Annotated in this window: 27 protein-coding genes; 6 read left to right on the top strand and 21 right to left on the bottom strand. The window is 41.0% G+C overall.

What is annotated here, in order from left to right; all coding sequences use genetic code 11:
• Nucleotides 1-32: 32 nt before the first annotated feature.
• From M3180_RS04550 to M3180_RS04580, 7 genes are all read right to left on the bottom strand, one after another.
• On the bottom strand, nucleotides 33-722 hold the full coding sequence (locus M3180_RS04550; RefSeq protein WP_251666090.1) for an AIM24 family protein: 690 nt from the start codon (nucleotides 720-722) through the stop codon (nucleotides 33-35).
• Nucleotides 719-1,228: a GAS domain-containing protein gene (locus M3180_RS04555; RefSeq protein ID WP_251666091.1), complete on the bottom strand. Its 510-nt coding sequence runs from the start codon at nucleotides 1,226-1,228 to the stop codon at nucleotides 719-721. The genes M3180_RS04550 and M3180_RS04555 overlap by 4 nt, the downstream gene beginning before the upstream one ends.
• Before the next feature lie 168 nt (nucleotides 1,229-1,396).
• Nucleotides 1,397-2,029: a YigZ family protein gene (locus tag M3180_RS04560; protein ID WP_251666092.1), complete on the bottom strand. Its 633-nt coding sequence runs from the start codon at nucleotides 2,027-2,029 to the stop codon at nucleotides 1,397-1,399.
• Nucleotides 2,030-2,516: 487 nt separating this feature from the next.
• The gene (locus M3180_RS04565; RefSeq protein WP_251666093.1) at nucleotides 2,517-3,866 is read right to left on the bottom strand and encodes a glucose-6-phosphate isomerase; all 1,350 of its coding nucleotides are present in this window, start codon (nucleotides 3,864-3,866) and stop codon (nucleotides 2,517-2,519) included.
• Between the two features lie 184 nt (nucleotides 3,867-4,050).
• Nucleotides 4,051-4,572, bottom strand: a complete 522-nt coding sequence (locus tag M3180_RS04570) for a DUF420 domain-containing protein (RefSeq protein ID WP_251666094.1) — start codon at nucleotides 4,570-4,572, stop codon at nucleotides 4,051-4,053.
• A gap of 227 nt (nucleotides 4,573-4,799) precedes the next feature.
• A complete protein-coding gene (locus M3180_RS04575) occupies nucleotides 4,800-5,666 on the bottom strand; it encodes a helix-turn-helix domain-containing protein (RefSeq protein ID WP_251666095.1) in 867 nt (288 codons plus the stop codon).
• An 84-nt stretch (nucleotides 5,667-5,750) separates the two neighbouring features.
• Nucleotides 5,751-6,803 carry a glycoside hydrolase family 53 protein gene (locus M3180_RS04580; RefSeq protein ID WP_251666096.1) on the bottom strand — a complete coding sequence of 351 codons (1,053 nt, stop codon included), beginning with the start codon at nucleotides 6,801-6,803 and terminating at the stop codon, nucleotides 5,751-5,753.
• Nucleotides 6,804-7,126: 323 nt separating this feature from the next.
• Here M3180_RS04580 and M3180_RS04585 point away from each other — a divergent pair, with 323 nt between their 5' ends.
• Entirely contained in the window at nucleotides 7,127-7,507 is a 381-nt protein-coding gene (locus tag M3180_RS04585) for a VOC family protein (RefSeq protein ID WP_251666097.1), read from the top strand.
• Between the two features lie 187 nt (nucleotides 7,508-7,694).
• On the opposite strand, the gene M3180_RS04590 is transcribed toward M3180_RS04585, so the two are convergent.
• The 9 genes from M3180_RS04590 to M3180_RS04630 form a co-directional block, all read right to left on the bottom strand.
• Nucleotides 7,695-8,471 (bottom strand): ABC transporter permease, encoded by a 777-nt coding sequence (locus M3180_RS04590; RefSeq protein WP_251666098.1) that lies wholly within the window; start codon nucleotides 8,469-8,471, stop codon nucleotides 7,695-7,697.
• 17 nt (nucleotides 8,472-8,488) lie between these two features.
• Nucleotides 8,489-9,283 carry an ABC transporter ATP-binding protein gene (locus tag M3180_RS04595; protein WP_251666099.1) on the bottom strand — a complete coding sequence of 265 codons (795 nt, stop codon included), beginning with the start codon at nucleotides 9,281-9,283 and terminating at the stop codon, nucleotides 8,489-8,491.
• A gap of 12 nt (nucleotides 9,284-9,295) precedes the next feature.
• A complete protein-coding gene (locus tag M3180_RS04600) occupies nucleotides 9,296-10,333 on the bottom strand; it encodes an ABC transporter substrate-binding protein (protein ID WP_251666100.1) in 1,038 nt (345 codons plus the stop codon).
• Between the two features lie 6 nt (nucleotides 10,334-10,339).
• Entirely contained in the window at nucleotides 10,340-11,800 is a 1,461-nt protein-coding gene (locus tag M3180_RS04605; RefSeq protein WP_251666364.1) for an aryl-sulfate sulfotransferase, read from the bottom strand.
• A gap of 32 nt (nucleotides 11,801-11,832) precedes the next feature.
• Nucleotides 11,833-12,078, bottom strand: coding sequence for a hypothetical protein (locus tag M3180_RS04610; protein WP_251666101.1), 246 nt, complete (start codon nucleotides 12,076-12,078; stop codon nucleotides 11,833-11,835).
• A 262-nt stretch (nucleotides 12,079-12,340) separates the two neighbouring features.
• The gene (gene ppnP, locus M3180_RS04615; RefSeq protein ID WP_251666102.1) at nucleotides 12,341-12,652 is read right to left on the bottom strand and encodes a pyrimidine/purine nucleoside phosphorylase; all 312 of its coding nucleotides are present in this window, start codon (nucleotides 12,650-12,652) and stop codon (nucleotides 12,341-12,343) included.
• Between the two features lie 39 nt (nucleotides 12,653-12,691).
• Nucleotides 12,692-14,704, bottom strand: a complete 2,013-nt coding sequence (tkt, locus tag M3180_RS04620) for a transketolase (RefSeq protein ID WP_251666103.1) — start codon at nucleotides 14,702-14,704, stop codon at nucleotides 12,692-12,694.
• Between the two features lie 81 nt (nucleotides 14,705-14,785).
• Nucleotides 14,786-15,667, bottom strand: coding sequence for a formyltetrahydrofolate deformylase (gene purU / locus M3180_RS04625; RefSeq protein WP_251666104.1), 882 nt, complete (start codon nucleotides 15,665-15,667; stop codon nucleotides 14,786-14,788).
• Nucleotides 15,668-15,694: 27 nt separating this feature from the next.
• The gene (locus tag M3180_RS04630; protein ID WP_251666105.1) at nucleotides 15,695-16,816 is read right to left on the bottom strand and encodes a deoxyribonuclease IV; all 1,122 of its coding nucleotides are present in this window, start codon (nucleotides 16,814-16,816) and stop codon (nucleotides 15,695-15,697) included.
• A gap of 196 nt (nucleotides 16,817-17,012) precedes the next feature.
• On the opposite strand from M3180_RS04630, the gene M3180_RS04635 reads away from it, so the two are divergent.
• Together M3180_RS04635 and M3180_RS04640 are read left to right on the top strand one after the other, a co-directional pair.
• Nucleotides 17,013-17,441 (top strand): DUF2621 family protein, encoded by a 429-nt coding sequence (locus M3180_RS04635; RefSeq protein WP_251666106.1) that lies wholly within the window; start codon nucleotides 17,013-17,015, stop codon nucleotides 17,439-17,441.
• Nucleotides 17,442-17,570: 129 nt separating this feature from the next.
• Entirely contained in the window at nucleotides 17,571-18,086 is a 516-nt protein-coding gene (locus tag M3180_RS04640) for a LytA/YqiH family protein (protein ID WP_251666107.1), read from the top strand.
• 121 nt (nucleotides 18,087-18,207) lie between these two features.
• Here M3180_RS04640 and M3180_RS04645 read toward each other — a convergent pair whose 3' ends face one another.
• The gene (locus M3180_RS04645) at nucleotides 18,208-18,465 is read right to left on the bottom strand and encodes an FHA domain-containing protein (RefSeq protein ID WP_251666108.1); all 258 of its coding nucleotides are present in this window, start codon (nucleotides 18,463-18,465) and stop codon (nucleotides 18,208-18,210) included.
• A gap of 407 nt (nucleotides 18,466-18,872) precedes the next feature.
• Between M3180_RS04645 and M3180_RS04650 the strand changes: the two genes are divergently transcribed.
• The 3 genes from M3180_RS04650 to M3180_RS04660 all read left to right on the top strand — a co-directional run bounded on the left by M3180_RS04650 (nucleotide 18,873) and on the right by M3180_RS04660 (nucleotide 21,094).
• Entirely contained in the window at nucleotides 18,873-19,211 is a 339-nt protein-coding gene (locus M3180_RS04650) for a hypothetical protein (protein WP_251666109.1), read from the top strand.
• A gap of 452 nt (nucleotides 19,212-19,663) precedes the next feature.
• Nucleotides 19,664-20,593 (top strand): hypothetical protein, encoded by a 930-nt coding sequence (locus M3180_RS04655; RefSeq protein WP_251666110.1) that lies wholly within the window; start codon nucleotides 19,664-19,666, stop codon nucleotides 20,591-20,593.
• A gap of 15 nt (nucleotides 20,594-20,608) precedes the next feature.
• Nucleotides 20,609-21,094 carry a hypothetical protein gene (locus tag M3180_RS04660; RefSeq protein ID WP_251666111.1) on the top strand — a complete coding sequence of 162 codons (486 nt, stop codon included), beginning with the start codon at nucleotides 20,609-20,611 and terminating at the stop codon, nucleotides 21,092-21,094.
• Nucleotides 21,095-21,403: 309 nt separating this feature from the next.
• Here M3180_RS04660 and M3180_RS04665 read toward each other — a convergent pair whose 3' ends face one another.
• The 4 genes from M3180_RS04665 to M3180_RS04680 form a co-directional block, all read right to left on the bottom strand.
• Nucleotides 21,404-22,123 carry a hypothetical protein gene (locus tag M3180_RS04665; protein ID WP_251666112.1) on the bottom strand — a complete coding sequence of 240 codons (720 nt, stop codon included), beginning with the start codon at nucleotides 22,121-22,123 and terminating at the stop codon, nucleotides 21,404-21,406.
• Nucleotides 22,124-22,162: 39 nt separating this feature from the next.
• Nucleotides 22,163-23,539, bottom strand: coding sequence for a hypothetical protein (locus M3180_RS04670; protein ID WP_251666113.1), 1,377 nt, complete (start codon nucleotides 23,537-23,539; stop codon nucleotides 22,163-22,165).
• Between the two features lie 531 nt (nucleotides 23,540-24,070).
• Entirely contained in the window at nucleotides 24,071-24,469 is a 399-nt protein-coding gene (ndk, locus tag M3180_RS04675; RefSeq protein ID WP_251666114.1) for a nucleoside-diphosphate kinase, read from the bottom strand.
• A gap of 26 nt (nucleotides 24,470-24,495) precedes the next feature.
• Nucleotides 24,496-26,274 carry a M3 family oligoendopeptidase gene (locus M3180_RS04680; RefSeq protein ID WP_251666115.1) on the bottom strand — a complete coding sequence of 593 codons (1,779 nt, stop codon included), beginning with the start codon at nucleotides 26,272-26,274 and terminating at the stop codon, nucleotides 24,496-24,498.
• Nucleotides 26,275-26,310: the final 36 nt, after the last annotated feature.

The following is a 26,310-nucleotide window of genomic DNA, read 5'->3' on the forward strand; positions in this document are numbered from 1 at the left end:
GTTATTGTGCATAGCATGCATTATATAAAAACTCATTTAATATAGACGCTTCCGAAGGGGAGCAGCTCTCGCAGTAGTCGCTTGAACCAGCCGTCCTCAGAAAGCTTTGCTTCTAATTGTCGATCCTGTGAGCCCGTCTGAATAAGCACAGGTCCCGAACCCTTCAGCTCCCATTGAACATTCATGTGTTGACTTGCCAAGGAGTTACCGTACACGGTCAGATGAATGGATGCATCCTCCGGGTAAGCAACTAAAGCACTCTTATCGACAAACAAAGGGATCTCAGGATCTAGCTGCATCGTTGCTAGATCGCCTACTGTAATAACACCAAGCTTGCCTGGCCCAGAGAATTTGACACGAATCAGCTCTTTCGTAATCCATGCCGTTTTCAGCTTAAGCACTTTACTGCGAGCATTCATGCCTTCTGAAAAAAAGACAACGTGCCGGAAATCAAACAATAGATTACTGCCTTCTCCAATATCTAATGCCTGAAACGAATAGCCTGCCGGCAACCCAAGCAAAAATGACGAAGGTCCTTGCAGACGTGATCGTATCCATTTCTTCTTACGAAAAGCACCACCAATTCCCATTAGCTTGTCCTCACGTCCAAGCGGTGACCCGTTATAGGCTAGTATGGACTTGGAATGCAGCACGTGAAGCACTTCATCCTCTTCGAGAGTTATACGAACATGTCCGAGCGGCGAAGGAGATACGATGTTCATGGCAGCTGTACACTCCGTGTTCTTCCATGCTTACGCCATGCGATATAACGCCATATACGCACAGATAACGCATATAGGAGAATAAGCAGGAACATTGCACTAACGAATAATACAAGCCTTTGGTACCACGCTTTGCGATCCTGTTCCATCTTCTCCATCTTAAGCAGCAAATTCTCATTTTCAGCGATTAGCAAATTCGTCTGTTCACGGTATTGCTCATTCTGCTGGCGGTAATATTCGTTGCTTTCCTGCAATTCATGCTGCCTGCTCAACAATTCCTCCGTTTGCTGGCGGGATTGCTCTAGCTGCTCTTGCTGAGCGGCAAGCTGCTCGTCCAACACCTGCTTAGCCTTATTGTATTCCTGCTGCAGCTCCTCTATTTTATCGGGAACGTTGTATATATCTCTAGCTCGATCAAAGAAACCCGCTTCTGCAGGTTCAGCTGTTGTTATTAAGGTAAATATAATTATCATGATAGCTGCTATAAATTTCGTATGTTTCTTCATAAGCTCTCACCTACTTCAAATCAAATCTAGCTAAAACTCTATTTATCTACTATCTATTCTATCATGAATTGTCGTTAATTGTCGCATCTATACGGAAATTAATAGATAAATGCACAAAAAATACCCACTGGCTAGACCAGTGGGTATCGGCTTTCAATCGGATATATTCTATTCATTTTCAATATAATAGCGTTCTTCACCAAGCGTAATGACAGATTTGCCTTGCGTGATATCCGTAGCCCAAGCCACAAATTGTTCTGCTTCATCTGCTTCTGGCAAGCAGCATACGGTCACCTTATCGGTAAAATCAACATTGCCAAGCCTTGTACCGCGTCCATGCAGCTCATTCTCCAGCTTGCCATACCACGTATAATCAACCTCTATAAATACTTCACGGTGCAGCACGTAGACGATCTCTTCCGCTGCCTCTATCCCTGCAACTGCCCCATCGGTATACGCACGCACAAGTCCACCTGCGCCTAGCATGATGCCTCCAAAATACCTCGTTACGACGACAGCGACATTTTTTAGCCCTTTGTTCTTAATTACTTCAAGTATTGGCTTGCCCGCCGTTCCACTTGGCTCTCCGTCGTCGGAGGCCTTCTGAAACTGATCTCGCTCTCCTACGATATAAGCAGAGCAGTTATGTGTAGCTTGACGATGCAGCCTTTTTATCTCGTCAATAAAGGCAACGGCCTCTTCCTCTGTTTCAACAGGTCTAGCGTAGCCGATAAAGCGTGATTTCTTAATAACAATCTCCTTGCTACCATCCTGTCTTACCGTTCGATAACGTTGCAGCAAACAAATCCCTCCTTGCCTAATAAATAATCCTGCACAGACGTTGTGCAGGATTAACTTTTTCATATTGTGCGAGAACTTCCTCTTACATTGAGTGTTCAAAAAGTTCAGGCTTCAGCACCGAGAAGGTTGAACGAAGCTTAGGGATTGAGGAGCACAGCGTACGTAGTTGGTACGTGAGCACCTACAATGTTTTCGCAGAAAACATACTTCGAAAGCATGTCCCCGGCTGAGTTCAAGATTCGATGCCGAATAAGCTACAGCGAGTTACATCGTGATCAAAGTTGGACATTTTGAACTACATCTTAAATGAGTGTTCAAAATGTCCGGCTTTCAGCACCGAGAAGATGGAACGATACTAGAAGACGAGGAGCGCAGCGTACGTTTTTGGTACGTGAGCACCGGAGTATTCGGTAGCGTTTCATATTCGATGCCGAATAAGCTTCAACGAGTTACATCGTTATCAAAGTCGGACGTTTTGAACTACATCTTACAAGCGAGCTTCTAGTTCTGCTTTCTGTTTTTCAAACCCAGGCTTCCCAAGCAGCGCGAACATATTCGTTTTGTATGCTTCTACGCCTGGCTGGTCGAATGGATTCACACCTAGCAGGTATCCGCTCACTGCACATGCTTTTTCGAAGAAATACACCATATAGCCAAATGTATAAGGCGTCATATCTTGAAGGTTAACGATCAAGTTAGGTACTTGTCCATCAGTATGAGCAAGTAGTGTACCTTGGAATGCTTTTTTGTTAACGAAGTCCATCGTTTTACCAGCAAGGAAGTTTAGACCGTCAAGATCTGCTTCGTCTGCTTCAATCGTAATTTGCTCTGGCACTTCATTCACTTGAATAACCGTTTCGAAAATGTTACGGTTACCCTCTTGAATGAACTGACCCATGGAGTGCAGGTCTGTAGAGAAGTCAACAGATGCAGGATAGATACCTTTATAATCCTTACCCTCTGATTCACCAAACAGCTGCTTCCACCACTCAGATACGAAGTGTAGATTTGGCTCATAGTTTACAAGAATCTCTGTTACTTTACCTTTGCGATATAGCGCATTACGAATCGCAGCGTATTGATATGCCTCATTCTCAGCAAGAGAAGGCTTGCTGTATTCAACAGAAGCATCTGCTGCGCCCTTCATCATTGCATCGATATCGATGCCTGCAACTGCGATTGGAAGCAAGCCTACAGCTGTTAGTACAGAGTAACGACCGCCTACATCATCAGGAATAACGAAGGACTCATAGCCTTCAGCTGTTGCAAGGGACTTAAGCGCACCCTTTGCTTTATCTGTTGTAGCGTAAATGCGTTTGCGTGCTTCTTCTTTGCCATACTTTTTCTCTAGCTCAGCACGGAAAATACGGAAAGCAATGGCTGGCTCAGTTGTTGTACCTGATTTGGAGATAACGTTAATTGACCAATCGCGTCCTTCAATCAACTGAAGAAGATGCTTCACGTATGTAGAGCTAATGTTGTTACCTGCAAATAATACTTGAGGTGTTTTACGTTGCTCTTTGGATTGAATATTATAGAAAGAGTTAGACAGCATCTCAATCGCTGCTCTCGCTCCTAGATACGATCCGCCGATTCCGATAACAATCAATACTTCAGAATCCTGTTGGATTTTTTCTGCTGCTTGCTTAATACGAGCAAATTCTTCTTTATCATATTCAGTTGGAAGATTAATCCAACCTAAGAAGTCAGATCCAACACCTGTACCGTTATGTAGCTGCTCATGTGCCACGCGCACCTGCTCAGAAAAATAATCAACCTCGTGCTGACCAACGAATGTCAAAGCTTTGCTGTAGTCAAATTTTACTGTATTTCCCATCGTTTTAAGACCTCCAAAATTCCGAAGCATAGCTTCATTCTCTAAATATGAAATGACTTTTAATTAAGGATAGCGAATTTGCACCTTAAACACAAGTACAGCAGCTATAATAACTATTGAATGGTGATACAAATATGTTTTATAGGAGCTTGTACTTATTTATCTCACAAGACGAACTAAACGATCAATAATAAGGTGAGATCATCAAGTAAACGATAACACCTGTCAAGCTTACATACAGCCAGATGGGCATCGTCCAGCGGGAGATTTTACGGTGCTTCTCAATTTGATTCGTTAAGCCTCGTATAACCGAAAACAGCGCAAATGGAACTACAACCGCAGCAAGTACGATATGTGTAATTAACACAAAGAAATAAATACCTCGTAGAATCCCCTCACCGCCATAGGATGTTGATTCAGTTAAGTAATGATACGTTACATAAGAAATCAAAAACAGCGTCGTCGACACAAAGGCAACACCGACGAAGGTTTTATGCATGCTTATGTTTTTCTTTTTAATGGCTACCAGCGCTACGACAAGCGCGATAAATGTAAAGCTGTTAAAAATCGCGTTCAGCATAGGCAGTATGTGAACATCAAAGCCAACCTCACCATCATAAGCAGGAAGGAAGAATAGTATTGCAATTAATGCAACGATGACCACTGTCAAAATCAGAACGAGCGGTGTATAGTTTCTTTCTTTCATAGCCGTATGTACCTCCTTAAATTTTCCTATCTATAATACTTTAGCTTATTATGATCTTCTAATCCACTTCATTCTTGACGCTTTTGTAACAGAAAAACGACGTTTTATAAAACAAAAATGCTAGTCTCATTCCGCTAAGAATGAAGCTAGCATCTGTTGTATGTTGTTCAATTATTCATCTCTAGCCATAACCCGAATCAATTCTGCTCCAGCTTCCTCATATCAAGCTATTCCCTCGTCGCACCTACCTCTTGCTCTTCACTTGTTAAGTGAAGCTCTCGATACTTACCGGGCGTTATTCCTTCCTTTTTACGAAACGTAGCCACAAAGTGACTCACATCGTTAAAGCCTGTATGTTCAGCTACCTGACGTAAGGCCAGATCTGGATCATCTAGTAGCATGCGCTTCGCTTTTTGGATGCGCAGCTGAATTAGATACGAATATGGACTTAAACCAAATGCCTGCTGAAACAGCTCATGCAGCTGATTAATGCCAATGCCAGATTGATCAGATATTTCCTGCAATCCAATGTTGTCGCTTATATGCTGCTCCATCCACGTCACTACGGGCCGAAGCTTTCGATAGTATTGAGAGAGTGAAGGCTGACTATTCAGCATGCCATATTTGCGAAGCTGCATAAGGAAGGAATATAGATCAGCCGAAACCTCGAAATTGGAATGCGACTCCGCATTCGAAATTCTCTGGAACAAATCACTGAACAGCTTGCCAAATTGATGATCCTCTTCCTCGTAAAACGTAGACTCGTTCATATTAAGCGCTTGCATAATCGATGCGGCAGACGCTCCGCCAAATGTTATATATATCGTTGACCAACGATCAGAGGCGGGATAGTAGCTATGCGGCGTAAAAGGCGTCAGCAGCACCCCTTTTCCCTTTGTCAGCTTTACCGCTTCACCTAATAGCTCGAAGTGACCTTCGCCTTCTAGCGTATGAAGCCAGTGATAATACGGGTATCCCTCAGGTCGATGAAATATTCTTTCCCAAGCACTGTAGCCGATCGATTCTAAGTATAAGGGCAGCGACCGTTCTATCGTTGAAAATACATAGCGAATGTTCTCATTTCCCCATTCCAAGGTATCACCACCTAAGCGTTGATACCTACTATTATGCATGATCGGTTGAAGCTCAAGCAACCATATAAACGTTCACGGATTGCTTCATTCGTCTTCTCGAAACGCATTCAGTGAATCGAGCTTGTTGCCTTTATAGTCAAACAGTGTAAGATTAGACCAATTGTTTTCGTGCCCTACCGACCATGACTGCTTCGATGGAATCCAGCACGGCTCCCAATAATATAAGCCTAAGCCAAGTCCATCAGGAATCGCCTTAATGCGTTTCATCAGCTCTAGCAGCCACTGCTTTTGTCCCTCTACCGTAGGAGGATAGCCAGGATAAACCCACTCCTCAGTGTTGAATATAAGCGGCTTTTCATCCGGCGGTGTCATCGTCCACGGATATGCCACCTCGACAACAACGATTGGCTTCCTGTAACGCACAGCAAGATCATTGATATTGTCCGTAAACTGCTCTAGCGTTCCATGCCACCACGAATAATAGGATAAACCGATAATATCGTACTCAATACCGAGACTGGCGATCTTATCGTAGAACGTACGACTCCCTTCATGATCACCACCGCGATCGATATGAATCATAATCGGTATCTTCGGTTCACCACTTGTTGCCGACTGTACACCGCGAATGCCAGCAGCAATCAGCTGACCGAGCTTTTCCCACTGCTCTGGAGTATTGTGCTCACCGTCTACTTTACCTTCTCCCCAGATCATCCCGTTCGTAATCTCATTGCCGACCTGCACCATATCAGGCAGCGTGCCCTGCTGCTTTAGCTCGTTGATGAAGGATGCAGTAAACTCCTCTACTGCGTCTACTAGCTCATCAAAGCTAAGGCCTTCCCACTCCTTAGGCATATGCTGCTTTCCAGGGTCTGCCCAGTAGTCGGAGTAATGAAAGTCCAGCAAAAAGTGCATGCCCTTCTTTTTAATGCGCTTTGCCATCATAAGTGTCTTCTTCGGATTACAATAATCGAACGTTGGATTGTTCCAGATCCTTAAGCGTGCGGAGTTAACGCCACTATCCTTTAAGATATCTAGCACATCACGTTCTACCCCATGCTCATAAAACGCTCCGCCTTCCTGTTCAATCTCATCTACAAATGAAATATCTGCACCTTTAATAAATTCAATCGTCATCTTATCCGCTCCTTTACTAGAGTGACCTTCGCTTTTACCCTCATTATAAAGCGCTTGCAAAGCAGAGGATATATAATAAAACTAATGGAGCTATATAACATTTAACACTTACTTTAATATTGTTATACGGATTAGATGCGATTTCATACAAGGGCAAGTGGCCAAGCCAATATATGATAACTTCAACAACGTTATCGGAGTATTGATTACAACATAAAACAACTTCATTGCATCTCGTAGTGGTTGGCATTATACTTGATACATTATAATATGAAACTTAGTTTCATTTAGTGAAACTAGGTAATGAAAGAGGTGTGATTGTGATGAGTCATACGTTTAACTTTGAGGGGATTGACCATGTACAGCTTGCTGCTCCAGCGGGCTGTGAAGAAGCTGCTCGTAACTTTTACGGCAAGCTGCTTGGATGGAAGGAGATTGAGAAACCGATCGCTTTACGTCAGAGAGGTGGTGTTTGGTTCCAGTGTGGTATGCATGAGGTCCATATCGGCGTACAAGCAGACTTCGTTCCAGCTACTAAAGCTCATCCTGGCTTTCAGGTAGCAGGGCTTGGCCAATTGCGCAATCACCTACTGATGCACAAGCAAAACATTACCGATGATAATGAGCGGTTAGAAGAAGGCGTGAAGCGTTTTTTCATCAAAGATCCCTTCGGCAATCGCGTGGAGTTTTTGGAGTATATGTAGCGCTAGCAGACGAACATACGTACAAGGGGCATACCGATAGTGTGGCTTGCTATCCGACATGCTTGCATAAGCTCAGCACTCCTATATCACCTCAGATAGCTCCCCACAGATATGCCCTAAATCTATTGTAAATTGATATTAACCAATGATCATTGCAGCTATAGTAGTTACCGACGTAACTGTATGCTTATCTTCTGATCGGCTCAGAGCTGACAATACCATATCGATAGAGTACCCTTCTGCCGAGTAAGCCGACCAGTCGATCAGTGAAGAAGCCGATCAGCCCTAAAGATATAAGTCCGACAAAGATCCAATCCGTTCTGAAGAACAGCCTTGAGTTCCAGATTAGATACCCTAAGCCTTCATTTGCAGCTATCATCTCTGCTCCGATAATAGCCATATATGATGTCCCCATCGCAAGTCGCACACCAGTAAACATATAGGGTACTGTTGCGGGGATGACTATATGAACGAGAATTTGCCATTCGGATGCCCCTAGACTGCGAGCTGCTCGAATCTTATCCTCTTCTACTGCAAGCACACCCGTCAGCGTGTTCATAATAACGATAAATAGCGTAGCATAAAGAATTAATGCAATTTTCGACTGCTCCCCAATGCCGAACCACACTAAAAATAGTGTAATAAAAGCAATCGGAGGGATGAAACGTATAAAATTCAGAAACGGCTCGGCAAATATACGCACGATGGTTACTCTACCAATGAGAAGGCCAAGCGGAATCGCAATGCTGCTCCCAAGCACCCATCCGACAAATACGCGATAGAAGCTGATTCCGATATAATGGAGCAGCGAACCATCGGCGATAAGCTCACCCGCACTTTTCAGCGTTGCCAGCGGTCCAGGAATGACATCTGGTCCATAGATCACAGCCCCAATCTGCCAGACAGCAATCACCATGATCCAGAGCAAAACGTTGCTTATCCATTTATTCTTCAGTATCTTCATTCGTTTTACTCCTTTCCCTAGATCGTATATTCGTGATCAAAATGAGCTTGTATTGTTTTTTCTAGCTTTATAAACTCCTGCTGACCAGGATCACGTGGATATTGGAAAGGTACATCATAGATATCAGTTACCTTACTGTTAGGTCCACGAGACATAATACCAATGCGCTGTCCTAGCAGCACCGCTTCTTGTATATCATGCGTTACAAATATGACCGTTTTCCCGGTTTTCCTCCATATATGAGACAGCTCCTTCTGCATCGTTCGCCTTGTCATCGCGTCTAATGCGCCAAACGGCTCATCCATAAGCAGAATGGAAGAATCATTCGCAAGCACCCTTGCCAGCTGTACGCGCTGCTTCATCCCCCCTGACAGCTCACGTGGGAATTTTTTCTCGTGTCCATTGAGACCAACAAGCTCGATGTAATGGCTAGAGATTTCTTGCCGTTTTGCTTTACTTATCTTTTTCATTTTCAAGCCAAATTCCACATTCTCTCTAACATTGAGCCATGGAAACAATGAGGCATCCGCCTGTTGAAATACGACAGCGCGATCTTGACCTGGCTTGTGCACCTCGTGCTTACCAACCTTTAGCTGACCTTCGGTTTTACTTACGAAGCCAGCGATCATATTAAGCAGCGTAGATTTACCGCATCCGCTAGGTCCGAGAAGGACGAAGAACTCTCCGCCCTTTATCGTTATATTTACATCCTTCAATATATAATGAAGCTCACCTTTTACAGCTTGATCGTAGCTTTTGTTCAAATTAGCAATCGTGATCGTTTGCTCTGGCGATTGAATGGCAAGTGACATATCGATTCCTCCTTACGGGACATAGGTTACACGATCAGGCAATGCTTCTTGCAGCAAGCTTAGATCGAACTTGGAAGCCAGATCAAAATCATTCTCTATGATGCCTTCAGCGAGCAAATAGCTCTTAAGACTGCTTATTTTCTCGTATGATTCCTCGGAATAATGAAGATTCCATGTATTATCCTGCAAGTCACGAATTGTGTGCTCCTTAGGCTGCTTTACTTTATCGTACATAATGTCGGCTACACGCTCAGGATTGCTTGCAATAAATGCACTTGCTTCATCAATCGCGAGCAAGAGATTCTTTACACCTTCACGATTCTCTTGAATCAGCTTACTCTGAACGATAAGGTCACCACCAATTCGAACGTTCGTAGCTGACATATCGGTGTATTCGTACGCATTATCGAGCGCAGCAAGCTTATCAAGCAGTACGGAACCAACCGCCCACACACCGTCAATCTCTCCGCCCTTCAATGCGATGTAGCTTTCGTCAAAGCCGCCTTGACCGATAAACTGAACACTATCAGGATCTACCCCTTGCTCTGTCAAAAACTCATCCCACAAATAAGGAATAAAGGTCCCGCGACTGAAGCTTAGCTTCTTCCCCACGAAGTCCTCTGGCGCTTGAATGTCGTTACTAACGTATAGCTTCCAGCGCTTCGCATCTTCTTCTCTTAATCCAGTTCCATTCGATGCAATAATCGAATAGTCACCTTTTGCTACAGCATTCAGCACTGGGAAATCAGCTCCATAAGCAACATTGACTTGATTAATAAATAATGCATTAATGCCTTCAGCCGGTGTTGCGAACGTAGCAATCGTTGCATCAATATTGTACTTTTCAAATATCCCTTCCTCTAATGCGACCTGAAACGTTGGATTGGTAATAATGTCGGCAAAGGTCAGCTTTATTACATCTGACGCAGCAGCACCTTTTGCATTTGCTGGCTGAGATGAGGCTGTGTCTTCATTGCCGCATCCAGATAATATCAATGTGAATACTAGGATTAATATCAAGCTCCACCCTAACGCTTTTTTATTTATCATGGCTCATTACTCCTCTTGATTATCTTCTCTTTGCTTTACTTCAAGATTGCTGACGACGCAAAGCGCTCCCTCCAACGTATCTAAAGTTGTACCTGCTACCTCTACAACAGACTCAGTACCGGCAGGTGCAGCACCAGGCACTCGGAAATTCGCCACATCAATTGGTTCGATAGCTGCCTCCTCTGGCTTCTGAAGCTGCGGCACCCACTCATACGGGACACGATAAGCACGATATACCATATTGGCGTTAAAATTATTTTTATACGGAGAGATGTATTCCCATACGATTTCGTGCTCACTTGTTACCTCGAACAGCCTGCCATCAGCACCTTCAGTAATCAGCGTGTTTCCATTGGGCAGTCGCTGCGCAGAGCTAATATAAGGGCTGTAGAAACGATATGAATCCGTCGGCTCATTAAAGCCCGCCTTCGTCGGTGTATACTCCCATTCTATTTCAAATGTGACAGGATTAATCTCTAGCACACGAGAATGATCACGCACCGCATGCTTTAAGCCATATGGTGAGGCAGGATTAGGCAAGCCATAGCCTCCCCAGCCGCCATTATCGAATACTAGCAAGTTGCCTTCACCCGGCAAGCCCTTTGGAATGATGTGGGCATGATGCTGTCCAATAATCCAGCCAAGATGCTTCACCTCGGGCAAGGAGTAATCTGGACCAAGTCTCCAAACAATTTTCCCTGTCTTCTTATCTGTTATGGCAATAATATTCGATTCTCGCGCATCCCATATAATATTGTCTGGATGGAAGCGTTCATCTCCTGCATCGTAAAACTTATTCGGACCTACATAGGAGGCAGAGTTAATATGCATCCAGTCTCCATCTGCTTCACTGCCAAAGGAGCGTGCATTGGGATTGCGGAATAACACATTTTTGGCCGCCTCATCAAAGCCAAGCTCGTCAAAATGATCGCTCACACTCCAGCTCCAAAGGATGTTCCCCGTATAATCTACCTCAATAATGAGATCGTCGAGCAATCGTTTATCAGTAATTTCCGGCTTATGCACATTACGATGAGCTAGAATGAGTGTTTTGCCTGATTCTGTCTTAGGCTCTTGTCCTGGTGCATAATAACCCACTGGACTACCTTCGCGCTGGTAATCATGATGCTGACGTGCCATCCATTGCGGCTCCTGCTCAGGGTCTTCAATATATTCCAGCTTGTCAAACTTCCACACGATATTTCCATCGAAATCTACCTGAACGAGATTCGCTTCATCCTGAAAGCCAAAGCGCGGGTCCCGCTGCTTCGTACTGCCAAGCACATAGCCACCTGGGAAAACCTTATTCGGAAAGCCTCTCAGCCCTTTCCATAGATGAACCTCTTTACCGTTCATGTCAATGAGCAAAGCTCCTACGCCTGCTGCCTGATAAATCGTAAAACCACTCCATGCCTTTTGTGGGTTATAAATCGTAGCTCCTGTTGGATAAATGGTTGGATGTCCCATCATTAACACTCCTCGTATATAAAATTAATAAGTTAAATAATGCTCGCTGCCACTCTTGACCATGATGCGTCCATATTCGAATGTACAGCGGTCAATATCTTACCCGACATGCCTTCAACATTTTCGATTAGCTTGCCAAAAATCCGAATCTGCTGAATGACCTCAGCTTCCGTTAAGCTGTTAAAGATAACATCGATATTGATCTGTCCGATCATATAGTGACGTTCTAAAAACTCCTTCCCCTTGTCAGTAATGTTTATCCCTCCTATGACTGGCACAAGAAAAAAGGCACAAAATCAGCTGCATCCTTTTAGAAGGGTAGCAATTGATTTCGTGCCTTTAGTCGTCTAATCGGCCGATATATTGACTTTCATCGCCAAATCATTTAGCGCTGAAGTTTTTAACATTCTAATGGTATTGGCTAAAATTTCTAATGTTAGATTACTCCAATAATTCCTATGTGTCAAGTAGGAATTAAACAAAAAAATAGTGCTGCTGTCTTTGAGCAACAGCAGCACTATTAAGCATAAAATCAGCAGTCTACAGATAAGAGCAAACGTAATCTGTTACTTCCGTAACGACTAGCTTGAACTTTTCATTGGCCGCCACTTCGAATTGGCCCTCGCCTTTAATGTGAAGCCACTCGGCTTGTCCAGGCAGTAGCACCTTTAATTCACCAGCTAATATTTCCATAATCTCAATTGTGTCAGTTCCAAACTCATACTCACCCGGCAGCATAATACCTAATGTTTTTTTCGTGCCATCAGGAAATACCACTGCACGACTTGTTACTTTTCCATCAAAATATACATTTGCTTTTTTGATAATTGAAACGTTATCGAATTGAGACATTCGGAATTTCCCCTTTGCTGATTGAATCGTCGATTCTTATTACACTAATGCTTTAATTTTGCTAACGACATTTTCCACAGTGAAGCCATATTCCTTGATTACGCGATCGCCAGGCGCTGAAGCACCAAACGTTTCGATACCAAGCACATCACCTTTGTCGCCAACATATTTATGCCAGCCCATTGGATGAGCCATCTCGATAGCAAGACGAGCTTTAACCTCAGGCAGAATAACAGAATCTTTGTACTCTTGAGACTGCTTGTCGAATAGCTCCCAGCTCGGCATGCTAATCACACGAACTGCGATTCCTTCTTCAGCAAGCGCTTTTTGAGCTGCAACTGCAAGCTGAACCTCAGAGCCTGTTGCAATAATTTGAGCAACTGGGTTTGCAGCATCGGACAGTACATAAGCACCTTTTTTAAGGTTTTCGCGAACTCCTTCAACGGTACCTTCAAGAATAGGAAGGTTTTGACGAGTAAGCACTAGCGCTACAGGAGCACCTGTGTTCTCAACAGCATACGCCCAAGCAGCGGATGTTTCATTCGCATCAGCAGGACGGATAACCGTTAGATTTGGAATAACGCGAATCGAAGCTAGCTGCTCGATTGGCTCATGCGTAGGTCCATCCTCACCAACTGCAATAGAATCGTGTGTAAGCACGTAAATCGCAGGAATGTTCATTAGTGCTGATAGACGAGCCGCTGGACGCAGATAGTCGGTAAATACGAAGAATGTACCCGCGTAAACCTTAAGACCTGCATGTAGAAGCATTCCGTTCATAGCCGCAGCCATACCAAACTCACGTACACCGAAGTAAATGTTACGGCCAGAGTAGTCCTCAGGACCGAAGCTTGCTTCGTCATTAATATGAGTCATTGTAGAGCTTTCAAGGTCAGCAGATCCACCAACTAGGTTAGGCACCTGTTTTGCTAGACCGTTAATCGCTTTTCCGGAAGCTACACGAGTAGACATCGCTGCATCTTCTGCTTTATATGCAGGCAGCTCAGCATCCCAGTTTTGTGGAAGCGCACCAGTAGTAGCTAGCTCAAACTGCTTCGCAAGCTCTGGATGAGCAGCTTTATATGCTTCAAACATTGCACTCCACTGTGCATTCGCTTCTTCACCTTTTGCTTTCACTTCTGCAAAATGAGCGCGCACCTCGTCTGGCACGTGGAATTCATGATTCTCGTCCCACCCGTAGTATTGCTTAGTAAGCTTTGTTTCTTCAGCGCCTAGTGGTGAACCATGCGTACCGCCATGACCACCTTTTCCGCCTTTGTTAGGAGATCCATAGCCGATCATCGTTTTAACTTCGATCAATGTTGGCTTGCCTGTCTCAGCTTGAGCAGCTGCAACAGCTTCCTCAATTGCTGCAAGGTCGTTACCATCTTGTACACGAAGCACTTGCCAGCCATAGCCCTCAAAACGGCTTTGTACTGTTTCGGAGTATGACAGTCCTAGCACACCATCTAGTGTAATGTCATTGGAATCATACAATACTACAAGCTTGCCAAGTTTTAAGTGACCTGCAAGAGAGGCTGCCTCATGTGAGATACCCTCCATCAAGTCGCCATCACCGCAAATCGCGTATGTAAAGTGATCAACAACCTTGAATTGATCTTTATTATATGTTGCACCAAGCTGTGCTTCTGCCATAGCCATACCAACCGCCATCGCGATACCTTGTCCAAGTGGACCCGTAGTCGCATCTACACCAGCCGTATGTCCAAACTCAGGATGTCCAGGAGTTTTTGATCCCCATTGACGGAATTGTTTAATCTCGTCTAGTGGAAGATCGTAGCCTGATAGATGTAGCAGGCTATACAACAGCATAGAACCATGACCTGCAGAAAGAACAAAGCGGTCACGATTAATCCAAGATGGATTTGCTGGATTGTGATTCATTTTTTTCGCAAAAAGCGTATACCCCATCGGTGCAGCACCCATCGGCATACCAGGATGACCCGATTTTGCTTTTTCAATTGCATCAATAGCTAATGTACGGATCGTGTTAATGGATAACTGATCTATTGATTTTTGAGAAACAGTCATTTCAGTTTCCTCCCAAGGTTTTATCTTTTGTAAAAAAACGTCGTTTTTCGTTAATTACGTTGAATATTGTACCATCTATTTTTAATTAAATACAACTGTCTTGTTCTGATGGACAAGGATACGATCCTCAAGATGCCATTTGACAGCGCGAGCTAAAACAACCTTCTCAATCGTACGACCAATACGCTTCAAATTCACAATATCATCACGATGTGTGACACGCTGCACATCTTGTTCAATAATCGGTCCTGCATCCAGCTCTTCCGTAACATAGTGAGCTGTTGCACCGATAATTTTTACGCCGCGTTTGTAAGCCTGTGCGTACGGACTTCCACCAATAAAGGCCGGTAGAAACGAATGATGAATATTAATAATTCGATTTGGAAATTCCTCAATAAACTTTGGTGGAATAATCTGCATATATCGTGCAAGCACGATCAGATCCGCTTTGCCAGACACCAGCTCCAAATGCTTGCGCTCAGCCTCCGCCTTCGTATCTGCTGTAACCGGTACATGGTAATAAGGGATACCGAACGATTCCACTTGATCCTTCATATCTAAGTGATTACTGATGACCATCGTAATATCAGCATCGAGATCGCCAGATTTCCACTGCCAGAGCAGCTCATTCAAGCAATGATCCTCTTTGGATACGAAGATCGCCAGACGCTTTTTGCGGCTTGCACGGAATGTGCTCCATTTCATATCGAAGCGGTCAGCTACACGGCTAAAGTCCTCAACAATCGTTGGTAGCTCCTTCTCCAGATCCTTTAGATCAAATTCAAAGCGGATAAAGAACATTCCGCCCTCTGGGTTCATCGTATATTGGTCAGATTGTACGATGTTCGCGCCATGCTCATGTAAAAACTGTGATACGGTTGCCACTATACCAGGACGGTCAGGGCAGGAAATTAGCATTCTCGCTCGATTTTCGTATTCGCGAGATGGTTGAGTTTGTGACATGATAACCTTCCTTTATCTACAATAATATTAAAACTTATCTACGCCAGACAGCGCAGCAATTAAGCGTTTATTCACTTCGCTTTCGCTCAGCTCCGAGCTTAAGGCATTTCCTTCAATAATAAGATCGTATAAACGTTCCAGCGGCTCACGCGGGTCTGCCTTTTTCGCTTTTGCGTCCTTTTTAAGAAGCTCCCAAATCTCTGCCGTGAACTGCTGAGGGTTGATTTCCTTACCTGCAAAGAAATGGTTTAGACGTTCAACATCTTCAACAAATGACGGACCAAAATGCTCAGCAACATTGCCGCGCAGCAGCGCAATCTCCACTTCATACATCGGTGCAGTCAGCTTAGAGTCCTTACCTATCCAAGGTGTCTCTAGAATAAATGGTCTACCTTTTAACGCTTCATGATGGACGATATTATGGATCGTCTGGAAGCCAATATAGCCCGAGCCGATCGGTGCGTGTCGATCCTTATGCGCAGCGATGCTGTTTTTACTGTCGTTAATATGAACAACAGCGATACGATCAAGACCAACAATGCCATCAAACTGCTGAAGAACACCATCAAGATCATTGACAATATCATAGCCCGCATCGTGAATATGGCAGGTATCAAGGCAAACCGTTAATCGATCGTTGCGCTCCACCTTCTCGATAATTTGAGCAATTTCTTCAAAGGTACGACCAACCTCTGTTCCCTTTCCAGCCATCGTCTCCAGTGCGATGTTAACATTAGTCTCAGATGTACCCGATAGCACTTCATTCAAGCCCTCAGCGATGCGGGATATACCATAGGCCGCATCTTTATCCGTATAGGCGCCTGGATGAAGCACAATGTTTTTTACTCCTATGTAATCCGTACGACGAATTTCCTCCTGTAGGAAAGAAACTCCTAGCTCGTATGTATTATCCTTATATGATCCGAGATTCACAATATAAGGTGCATGCACTACAATCTCATGAATGCCTGCCTTCTCCATTAACGCCTTGCCTTCTTCAATGTACATGGATTCAATCGGCTTGCGGCGGGTATTTTGTGGTGCTCCCGTATAAATCATAAAGGTGCTAGAGTCATAGGTAACAGCTTCTTTTACAGCAGTAACTAGACCTTTATCTGAAAATGACACATGCGATCCAATTTTCAACATGATATTTAACTCTCCTTCTGAGGCTAATTACACTTTATTGTAGTGCAAGCCTGCTGCATTCCGCAAGCGAAAAACAGCTTTATGGCTACATCTTACCCAACTTTCAACGATTCTAGCTAAAAAGGTGCCCAACCTGCAAGTTTCAGGCTATAATGTCAAATAGGAATAGCAAATTTTCGATGAGGTGAACGAACAAATGTCGGATTGGTTTATGTACTTCATTATATTTTGGGCAATCGTTATGCTCATTGCAATGGGCATCGGCGGATTCTTTATGTTCAGAAAGTTTTTGAAAATTATGCCGATGGGTGACGGTAAGTCTAAGCTCGATTGGCAAAACTACTGGGTTGAGCGAAGCCGCCATATGTGGACGGATGAAGCTAAGGAATTTTTAGCAGTGCTAGTCTCTCCTGTACCAACTCCTTTTCGAGATATCGCTTCGCACTCCATTGCTGCACGGATTGGGCAGGTTGCCATAGAAAGCGGAGCAACAGAGGTTACGAAGGAGCACTGTATCGAAGGCTACATACGAGCGACGCCAAAGCGCGATTATAAAAGCTTAATCTCGTTTCTAAACAAGAAGCAAATCGACTATAGCCGCTATGAGCATTTAATAAATAAATAGAAATCCGCAACCTTTTCATAGTTTACAGCGTATAAAGAGGTAGACTGTGCTAAGGATATACTTTTCATGTGGAGAAAAAACGTAAAGTATAATCAACAGGCTCATGAGAAGTAAGGAGGTGGCTATTTAATGAAATGGAAGAATAGAATGAAGCGCACAGCCACAACTACAAGTGCCATTCTAATCGCTCTAATGCTTGCTGCTTGTAGCGATAACAACAACAATGCACCGACTACACCTACGGCTACACCAGACACAGAGCAAGAGCAAACCGATCAAGGGACTATTCCATCTGATAATTTGCCAGAGGACACTGGTGTACTTGACCCAGGAACACTGACTCCAGGTCAGGATGATCAAGGTTCAGATTCAGAGGATGGCAACAATACATCCAACGATCCCGAACTAAATGAATCAATAAGTGATGTTATTAAAGCTGAGGGCACATATATTGGTGCTGCTGATAGTCATACGGTAGAGATTCAAGTTGGCGAGAGTTATTTGGCGCTACAAGTTGACGAAGACCTGCAGCATATTATCTCTGAATATCATGGTGACGAGGCGGTTAGCTTCGAATATGTAGAGAAAACATTCGGTGATTCTGGCACTAAGCAGTTATGGCTAGAGAGCATCGAAAAGAAATAATGCATCAACGATAGGTAATCAAAAAACGTCGAATTCATATTCCTAAATGGAATTTAGAATTTGACGTTTTTTGTTACGAATTTCTTTAACTTTTTGACATTGGCTGCTACTTATTAACGAATTACCCCACTAGCTCGTAGATCGGCCCTTCTGTACTGGCGAGCTGCAGTTTGTCTCCTGCCTGCAGTGAATAAGCCTTATATGCAACCATGAGCTGGCCATTAAGATATGTTCCGTTACGTGAACCAACATCTTTCACCTGTAGCTTGCCTTGATTCCTTTCAAGCTCCAAATGTACCCGAGATACACCTTTCGCCACTTCCTGATAATGTACGCCTTCTTCTGCTCGGCCAATAAGAAAGATTGCTTCATCAATCATGATTCTTACCTCTTCTCCCTGGAGGCTTCGAACAAATAGTGGCTGCTCGTTAAGCATAGCAGTAGCTTGCAATGATAAAGATTGCTGTAATTGGCTAAACTTTAATGAATTATAATCAGCAATTGGAGTTTACTTATTGCATTTGGTGATAATCGAGCTGATACGTACTTTTTTGCGTTCATTGAATTCTATTCTACCCCATCTATATTTCAAAAGTAATATTGGAAATTTTTCCAAGTAATCGATCTTTTGTTCAAATAAATTGTACAGTGGTATATAGTGCTAACCACGAATATTAGTTAAGGTGTTTAAATACTTTTCTTTATATGGCTGCATGAAAGAAGGATTTCTCTAACAATTGTATAATAGTTAATTTAGTTCATTAATTCGTTGAGAGGAGTAGAAAATTGAAGGTAATTCTAGATATTGAGGATAATCTCCTATCTGAGATGCAGATGCATGCCGATATTGTTCAAGAGGATTTGAATGTGATGCTTAGTAACATGTTTATTAAACAAGTACTAATTCCAAGTCAGTTACTTAGACAAGAACAACAGAAAGACGAATGCTCTGAGTTTGAATCTTTTCATGCACTATTTTATGAATTTTTATCAGAGCTTGCCCACGATCCAAATAATCTAGAGTTCTATAAAGTCCTAATTAGGCTTAGAGATGAGCACCTTCAAAGCACTTATGTTTCAACTGATCTATTTAAAACTTATAGGCAACTCAACTACAATATATAGGAGAGATATTTATGAAACTCAATTCACAAAGTGCTGCATGGTGAAGTAAAAGAAATCTAAAAAGATTACTTATAGTCAAAAAATCAGCACACAAACTAACTAGTATATGAAATAAAATGTAAAGAAAGTCAATTTTTATAAATTCATTTTGATTTTATGCACTAAAGGATGGTTATTCAAGCAGTAACTAATTTTGCATTTGATATTGACACGTGGTATCACAAATCCCTATAGACAATGTACCTGATGCTTAGCAACTAAGTATCTTTTTGTAGCTTATGAAGCTATTTTAATAAAAGATCATCTATTGTTTATTAGTACATTATTGTTAAAACGTGATGATGTTGCTTTGCTATTCGAGTTTTTTACAAGATAGAATATAACAATTATATGAAAAAATTATATTTTTAGTAACAGAATGTGTGTGAATTAATTCTAGGAAGGAAAATCATATGCCATACAGTGAATTTCTAAAGATACTCCCCATGTTTTTTTTGTTTTTAGCTTTTTTTTTATTTTTTCTAATAAGGTTTACCAAGCATAAAAAAACAGTAATGAAGTTTTCGATTAATTTATTACTAGTTTGCTTTGCAACTATTTTATTATTTTCATTCATTTATTTTGTTGCATTTGCTATTGATTTGAGTAATGGATCATTGAGTGAGGAAACTAAAAACCAATTTTTATATTTTGAAGGAATTAATATTTCGGATTATAAAAACGATAAACATTTAATTTTCATTGATCTTATAAGTTATAGTACATCTGTTTTTTTTCACTTTAATTCGGAAATATCAATTACCGGTTATGGCCAAACTTTTGTTATAATTGAAAGCTTTCTAGGAATTTTATTACCTATATTAATGACGATTCAGTTCTTGAAAAAAGATGCCAAAGAAGACACGGAGTTAGAAATATTAAAGATTTTATTATGTAATAATTGGAAGGTTTTATTTATAAGCCGCAAAAAAAATTCACTGAATTTCAAAAAAATTGTTCTTTATAGCTCATCTTTAAAGTTCAAATACTTATTAGTTAAAGATAATGATTTTATTGAAGAGTTAAGAAAAGCATTGCGAATTGATTGGGATTTAGCTAACCCCCAATTAATTCCATACTTCGTTCGAGAAATCAATAATGAAGTTTATCTTGATGATGTTGATATAAGTAAAGATGTGTATAAAATCACAGGTGTTAATAGTCTTGTGAATTATGAGTATTACAAAATATTATTAGAGTACCTTAAACTTTTTTCTTCTAGCAAAAACTATTTCACATATTATGATGAGTTAATGTCACTAAGAGAACACACTGAACGTGAATTACATAAGTTAAATCTTAATCTAAATAACGACATTAATTCGTTAATTGATAAGGATTGAGGTATCAATTTAACCATGACTAGACCTAATAATATTAAAAATGAAATATTAATACAAGGAAGAATAATTGCAAGGGATATAAATAAATATAATAGATTTGTTCAGTTATTTAATTATGTTCCAAAAATTATAAGCTGTATACTAGTTCTGATTGCTCTTTTTCAGTTGTTTATTCCGATTCTATCTTCTAAGCTTTTTTCTATAGGTCTGTTAATAATAGCTTCGTTTTCTCTCATAATTGATTTATTAAGTAACCACTCAAAAACATTTAGTATTGCATACAATCAATCTAATGAGCTATTATTAGCTTTAAAAGTGCTACATGACAGATATGTATATGAGATTAATACTGATGTCGATTTTATTATTTCTGAGTTGGATAGGATTAATAGATCTAAGATAGCAATTGATAAAAAGACTATTTTCGACAGAATTATTGATGTGGGGTCAGAAAAAGCCATTAATAATGATAGTCAATATTTTTGGTTAAAAAGTGATTGAATAACAATTCAATCACTTTTTAACCAAATACGAGGAACTACATCAGTTGAATGTGTGTTTTCATTTCGGGATGGCTACTAAAACCATTTAATATCGGTAACTAAGGTTTTATCCTAGGGCTACCAAACTTTGCAAATACTATCTTTCTTTAACGATTCATTTTTCAACCATAATAAGTAGACTGCGTATAGCCTAATAAAAAAGTGAATAATAGAAAAGTACTTTTAAATAAAAAAGAAAAGTCTCAAACGTTGAGTTCGAGACTTCCTTTTGAGCGGGTTTTGTCCCAGACTCTAAAATGTAACTTATTTATTCATGATTTGGACTAGAATACATAACATATGTGGATGCTTTAGGTTTATAAACATTATTTCCTTTATAGACATCTGCATATGCAGTGATTGTAACTCCATTCATTTGAAATCTACTTTTACCAGTAGCAGTTTCAGTTTGTGCTGTTACATTCCATTCATCTTCAATTGGCAATGAAGTCCAAGATAAAGTACTTGAGTCCTTAACTAACATTGGAGGGAATGAAAGTGTAATTAATAAAGCACTAAATTCATATTTATAAGATAGCACTATTTTATCAGCATTACCTGAACCGAACCAGTATCCGGTCATAGAGCCTTGATTAATTGTAAGTGTGTCTTCCGTTATTGGAGGAATTAATGAAAAATACGTTTCACCACTGGTAGTCATTGAAACAGTTGCATTTGAAGAACTATTTGAAATGTTTCTTGTCCAATCTGTTGTACCAGCAAAAGGTACAATCTTTGATGGATTTTTCAAATTTTCTACATATTCTGCTATTTCGACTTTGTTTTCAACAGGAGTTGGTATTCGAGTGTATTCAATTCCATCGCCATCTTTCAATGTCTGAATTTGAAAGACCTCCCCCTTAAACTCATGTTCTTCTGTTTTGATTAGAGTCAATCCACTACTCGAAGCACTTGCAGTGCTTACAGGTAGGATTGCTAATGCCGTAACAACAGACAAGGCTAGCAAAAAAAATTTCCCTTTTCTCATTTACATCATTCTCCTCTTTTTTTTTATTTATATCAATTTTTATTGATATCTAACGTAAGAGTCATTGTGTATTTTCTCTAGCATCTTTACAAGTTGTACTTCATTAGGTACAGGTAATTCTAAGGAAGTTAGTATTCTAATCGCTAAATAAGTCGCTAGTGAGTCATACCCACTCTTATAGCCATCAATATTAAACATTCCTTCTGTTGTTTGTACGCTTTCTAAAAAATTGTAAACCTCTTCTTTATTCATCATTACAACATTTTCATATAACTCATTCAATTCTATTGCTGTTATATATGTATCAATAGAGGGGTTAGCATCTGAATACAATTTATTAAGATCATTTAATTGTTTACTTACAAGACCTTTAACAACAGTATCTTTATCTATTTTTTCACTAATTAAATATATCTGTGTAAGGATACTTCCCTTCGATACAAAATCTAAATTAGCCCCATCGATATCTTCAATAACTTTTTCCAAATAACTCCAAAGCTTGTCCGATTCAGGTATCTCTTTCTCAAGTGTCTTATATATTTCTATGCCCATTTTAGTATCTAGTAAATATTTATGTAAACTTAACTTATTATTTGAAGTTATAGACTCTTGTTTTTCTCGTAAGTTTGTAAAAAAATGCCCGTCATTTGAGTGAAGTTTATCTAATGAATCTATTACCACGTCGCGTTGTTCATCTGTTAAATCAATAGTCAATGTATGTAACCATAAATCATACATTGAATCAAAAGCTTGTGGAGTCTGATCAATACTAATTTTTTTATATTCACTTTTTCTTAATAGTTCCAAGGCCATAGAAGAAAACACATAATCATAATAATTTAGTGTTAATTCTATTTGTTGGTTTGAGGGGTACCTAAAGATAACATTATTATTTTTATCAATAAAATCAATATTAAGTTCTACAGCTGACGGCAATGCATTGGTTTCCAATATATTATCTATTTCTACAATAATACTGTCTTCTTTAGGAGCATTATAATCTACTAACATTTCTTTATTATTGTAAGATATTAATAGTTTTGTTGTATTTTGTTGCATTTGTTTATCTAAAAAAGTAATACTTGCATATTTATATTTTGCATTACTACCCAGTACTTTAATTGGTTTATCATTTTTAAGATCTGTGATCAATGCTTTACGATAGTTTAATTCGCCGTTTTCGTTATATGCTTCTATATTACCTATCTCATTTTTAGTTTTATATGAAATAATTGTAATAGGAATCTTCTCTTTATAAATAACCTTTGTACCTAAAATTATAATTTGCTCTTTATTAAGAATTTCAGAGTATTGAGTATTTGTTAATTCTTGATATTTAGTAGTATTCTCGCAACTAATTAATAAAATTGACAGAAACAAAACCATAGTACTTAAAAATATTGATATCCTCTTCAACAATTCTGCCTCCCTTTTATGTAGTTCCCACTATATAAGTTAATTGACATTAAATTATATATTACAATGATAACATAAAGATACAGAAATTGTTTTTTTTATCGTAAGTGTTAATAAATTTATCTTATCTGTATAAATTATAAAATGTAAATACAAAGTCTAGTGAATTCACAACATAAAACAATGTAAGTATATGCTATTTCTTAATTCCAACAATTAACAAAAATAACTAATCCAATAAACAGCTTCTCTTCAAAATAAATGAGCTCTACCCGCTCCAATTCAGTTACGGGCTGCAGACGCTCTGCAATCGTAATACTCACAACTCATCCTCCTTCTATAGCACTTGCCGGCACTTACCATATGAAACTTAGCAGAAACACAAAAAAGCACCGCATAGGACGCTGTCAGCTGACAGCGACTATACGGTGCTTCCGTTTCTTATTATTTCAAAATGTATCACAATTAGCCAATAACTGTCAACCTTAACTTTGGTGATCTTTATGAGCTAGTTTATGAGCTAGTAGGCAGTTAACCAAAGAAACGATTAATTTCGATTTCTGCATTTTCTACGGAATCGGAGCCATGAATGACATTGTAATCAACAATCGTAGCAAAGTCTCCACGAATCGTGCCAGCAGCTGCCTCAATCGGATTCGTAAAGCCGATTAACGTACGTGCATTGCGAACAGCTTCATGTCCTTCCAGAATCATAGCAAACACTGGACCTGATGTAATGTACTCCACTAGCTCTCCAAAGAAAGGCTTTGATTGTAAATGAGCATAGTGTACACTAGCCAGCTCCTCTGAGATCGTCATCAGCTTAGCTTCGGCAATAATAAAGCCCTTTTCTTCAAATCGAGTTACAATTTTTCCGATCAAGCCTCTTTTTACGCCATCTGGTTTTATCATGACAAATGTTCTTTCCATTACAATCTCCTCCGATATCGTAGAATTTACTTCGTCTGTTGCTCCGTTAACTCTAGAAACAGCTTTACATCCTCAGCTACAAGTGCTGCAGCTTCTTCCCAAAAATCAGTTTGTGTCAAATCAACGGCGAGATGCTTCTGCGCTAGCTCCTCCACCGACAACCGTCCTGTATCCTGAAGCAATGCATCATAGGCCGATGCAAAGCCCGGACCTTCCGTTAACGCACGCTTGTAAATTCCTGCGCTGAACAAATAACCAAACGTGTACGGAAAATTATAAAACGGTACATCCGTTAAGTAAAAATGCAGCTTAGCCGCCCAGAAGTGTGGATGATACACAGACAACTGATCGACAAATGCTTCCTGCTGCGCCTTCACCATAAGCTCGTTCAGCATTTCAGTCGTTAGCGGTCCCTCACTGCGCTTTTCATAAAAGGCACTCTCGAATATAAATCGAGCATGTATATTCATGTAGAACGCTACCGCACGTTGAATTTTGTCCTCGACTAGCGCTAGCTTCTCCTCCTTGCTCACAGCACGCTGCAATGCACGGTCAGATACGATCATCTCTGCAAAGGTGGAGGCCGTTTCCGCCACATTCATTGCATATTCCTGCGTGAGCGGAGGCATATCCTTCATGACATGCTGATGGTACGCATGACCAAGCTCATGAGCTAGCGTCGATACATTCGACGCAGAGCCCGAGAAGGTCATAAATATTCTCGTCTCCTTGCTTTTCGGGAATGAAGTACAGAAGCCGCCAGGGCGCTTTCCTTGACGATCCTCGGCTTCAATCCACTGCTTTTCAAAGGCTTGCTTCGCAAACGCAGCTAGTTCACTGCTGAAGCCTGAAAATTGCTCAATAATAAAGGCTGCTGCTTCGTCATAGCTCATCTGTGCTCCGCTCGCCGTCGCAAGCGGTGCCTCAACGTCATGCCATTCCAGCTTATCAACGCCAAGCAGCTTAGCTTTGCGTTCAAAGTAAGGTATGAGCAGCTGTTTCCCCTGTTCAACCGCCTGCCACATCGACTTTAGCGTTGCTTCACTCATCCGGTTCATCTGCAGTGGCTCCTGGAGATATGAGCTCCAGCCTCTGTTCTGATACCATTTTAGGCGATATCCTGACAGGTGATTGAGGGTGTCCGTGAACAAATCAGCCTGCTCTCCCCAGCCTTGCTCCCAAAGCTTAAATGCAGCTAGCCGCTTGCTTCGATCTTGATCATCCAGTCGATTTGACATTTGGCCTGCAGAAAGCACTGTATCATCGTCTAATTTGAACGTCATACGTGAAACGATTGTATTGTAGAAGTCTCCCCAGCCATGATAGCCATCGATGGCTAGATCTGCCGCAAGTGACTCTAGCTCAGGAGCCATTTTCTTCTTAGCGAGTTCTCTTCGTTCATTTAGATTATAAGCAACGATGGCAAGCTCTGGCTGTGATAAAAGTCTCACCCACTCTTCCTGCTCAATGATGCCCAGATGATGATCAAACTCCGTCAGAATGGAAGTGTACGCAGCACCTAGGTTTTTCAAGCGATCATTCAGCAGCACTGCTTCCTTATCAAACATATTTTGTGCCATGAGGCAGGCTACATAAGAATCTGCTTCTCGCAGCGCTGCAAGCACCTCTTCAACAATCTTTGCTTGCTTCACTAAACTATCATAGGAAGTAGCATTTGGTTGCTTAAGCAAGCCTCGTAGCTCAGCTATGCTCTGCTCTGCCTGCTTGATTTCCTCTTTTAGCTTAGGAGAGCTTGCTCCTCCGGGATAAATGCTTTCCAGCTCCCATTGCTGACTATAGGTCATATCGATTCCTCATTTCTACATTAATAATCCATTTAA

It is taken from the genome of Paenibacillus camelliae (assembly GCF_023715345.1).
Lineage (GTDB): Bacteria > Bacillota > Bacilli > Paenibacillales > Paenibacillaceae > Pristimantibacillus > Pristimantibacillus camelliae.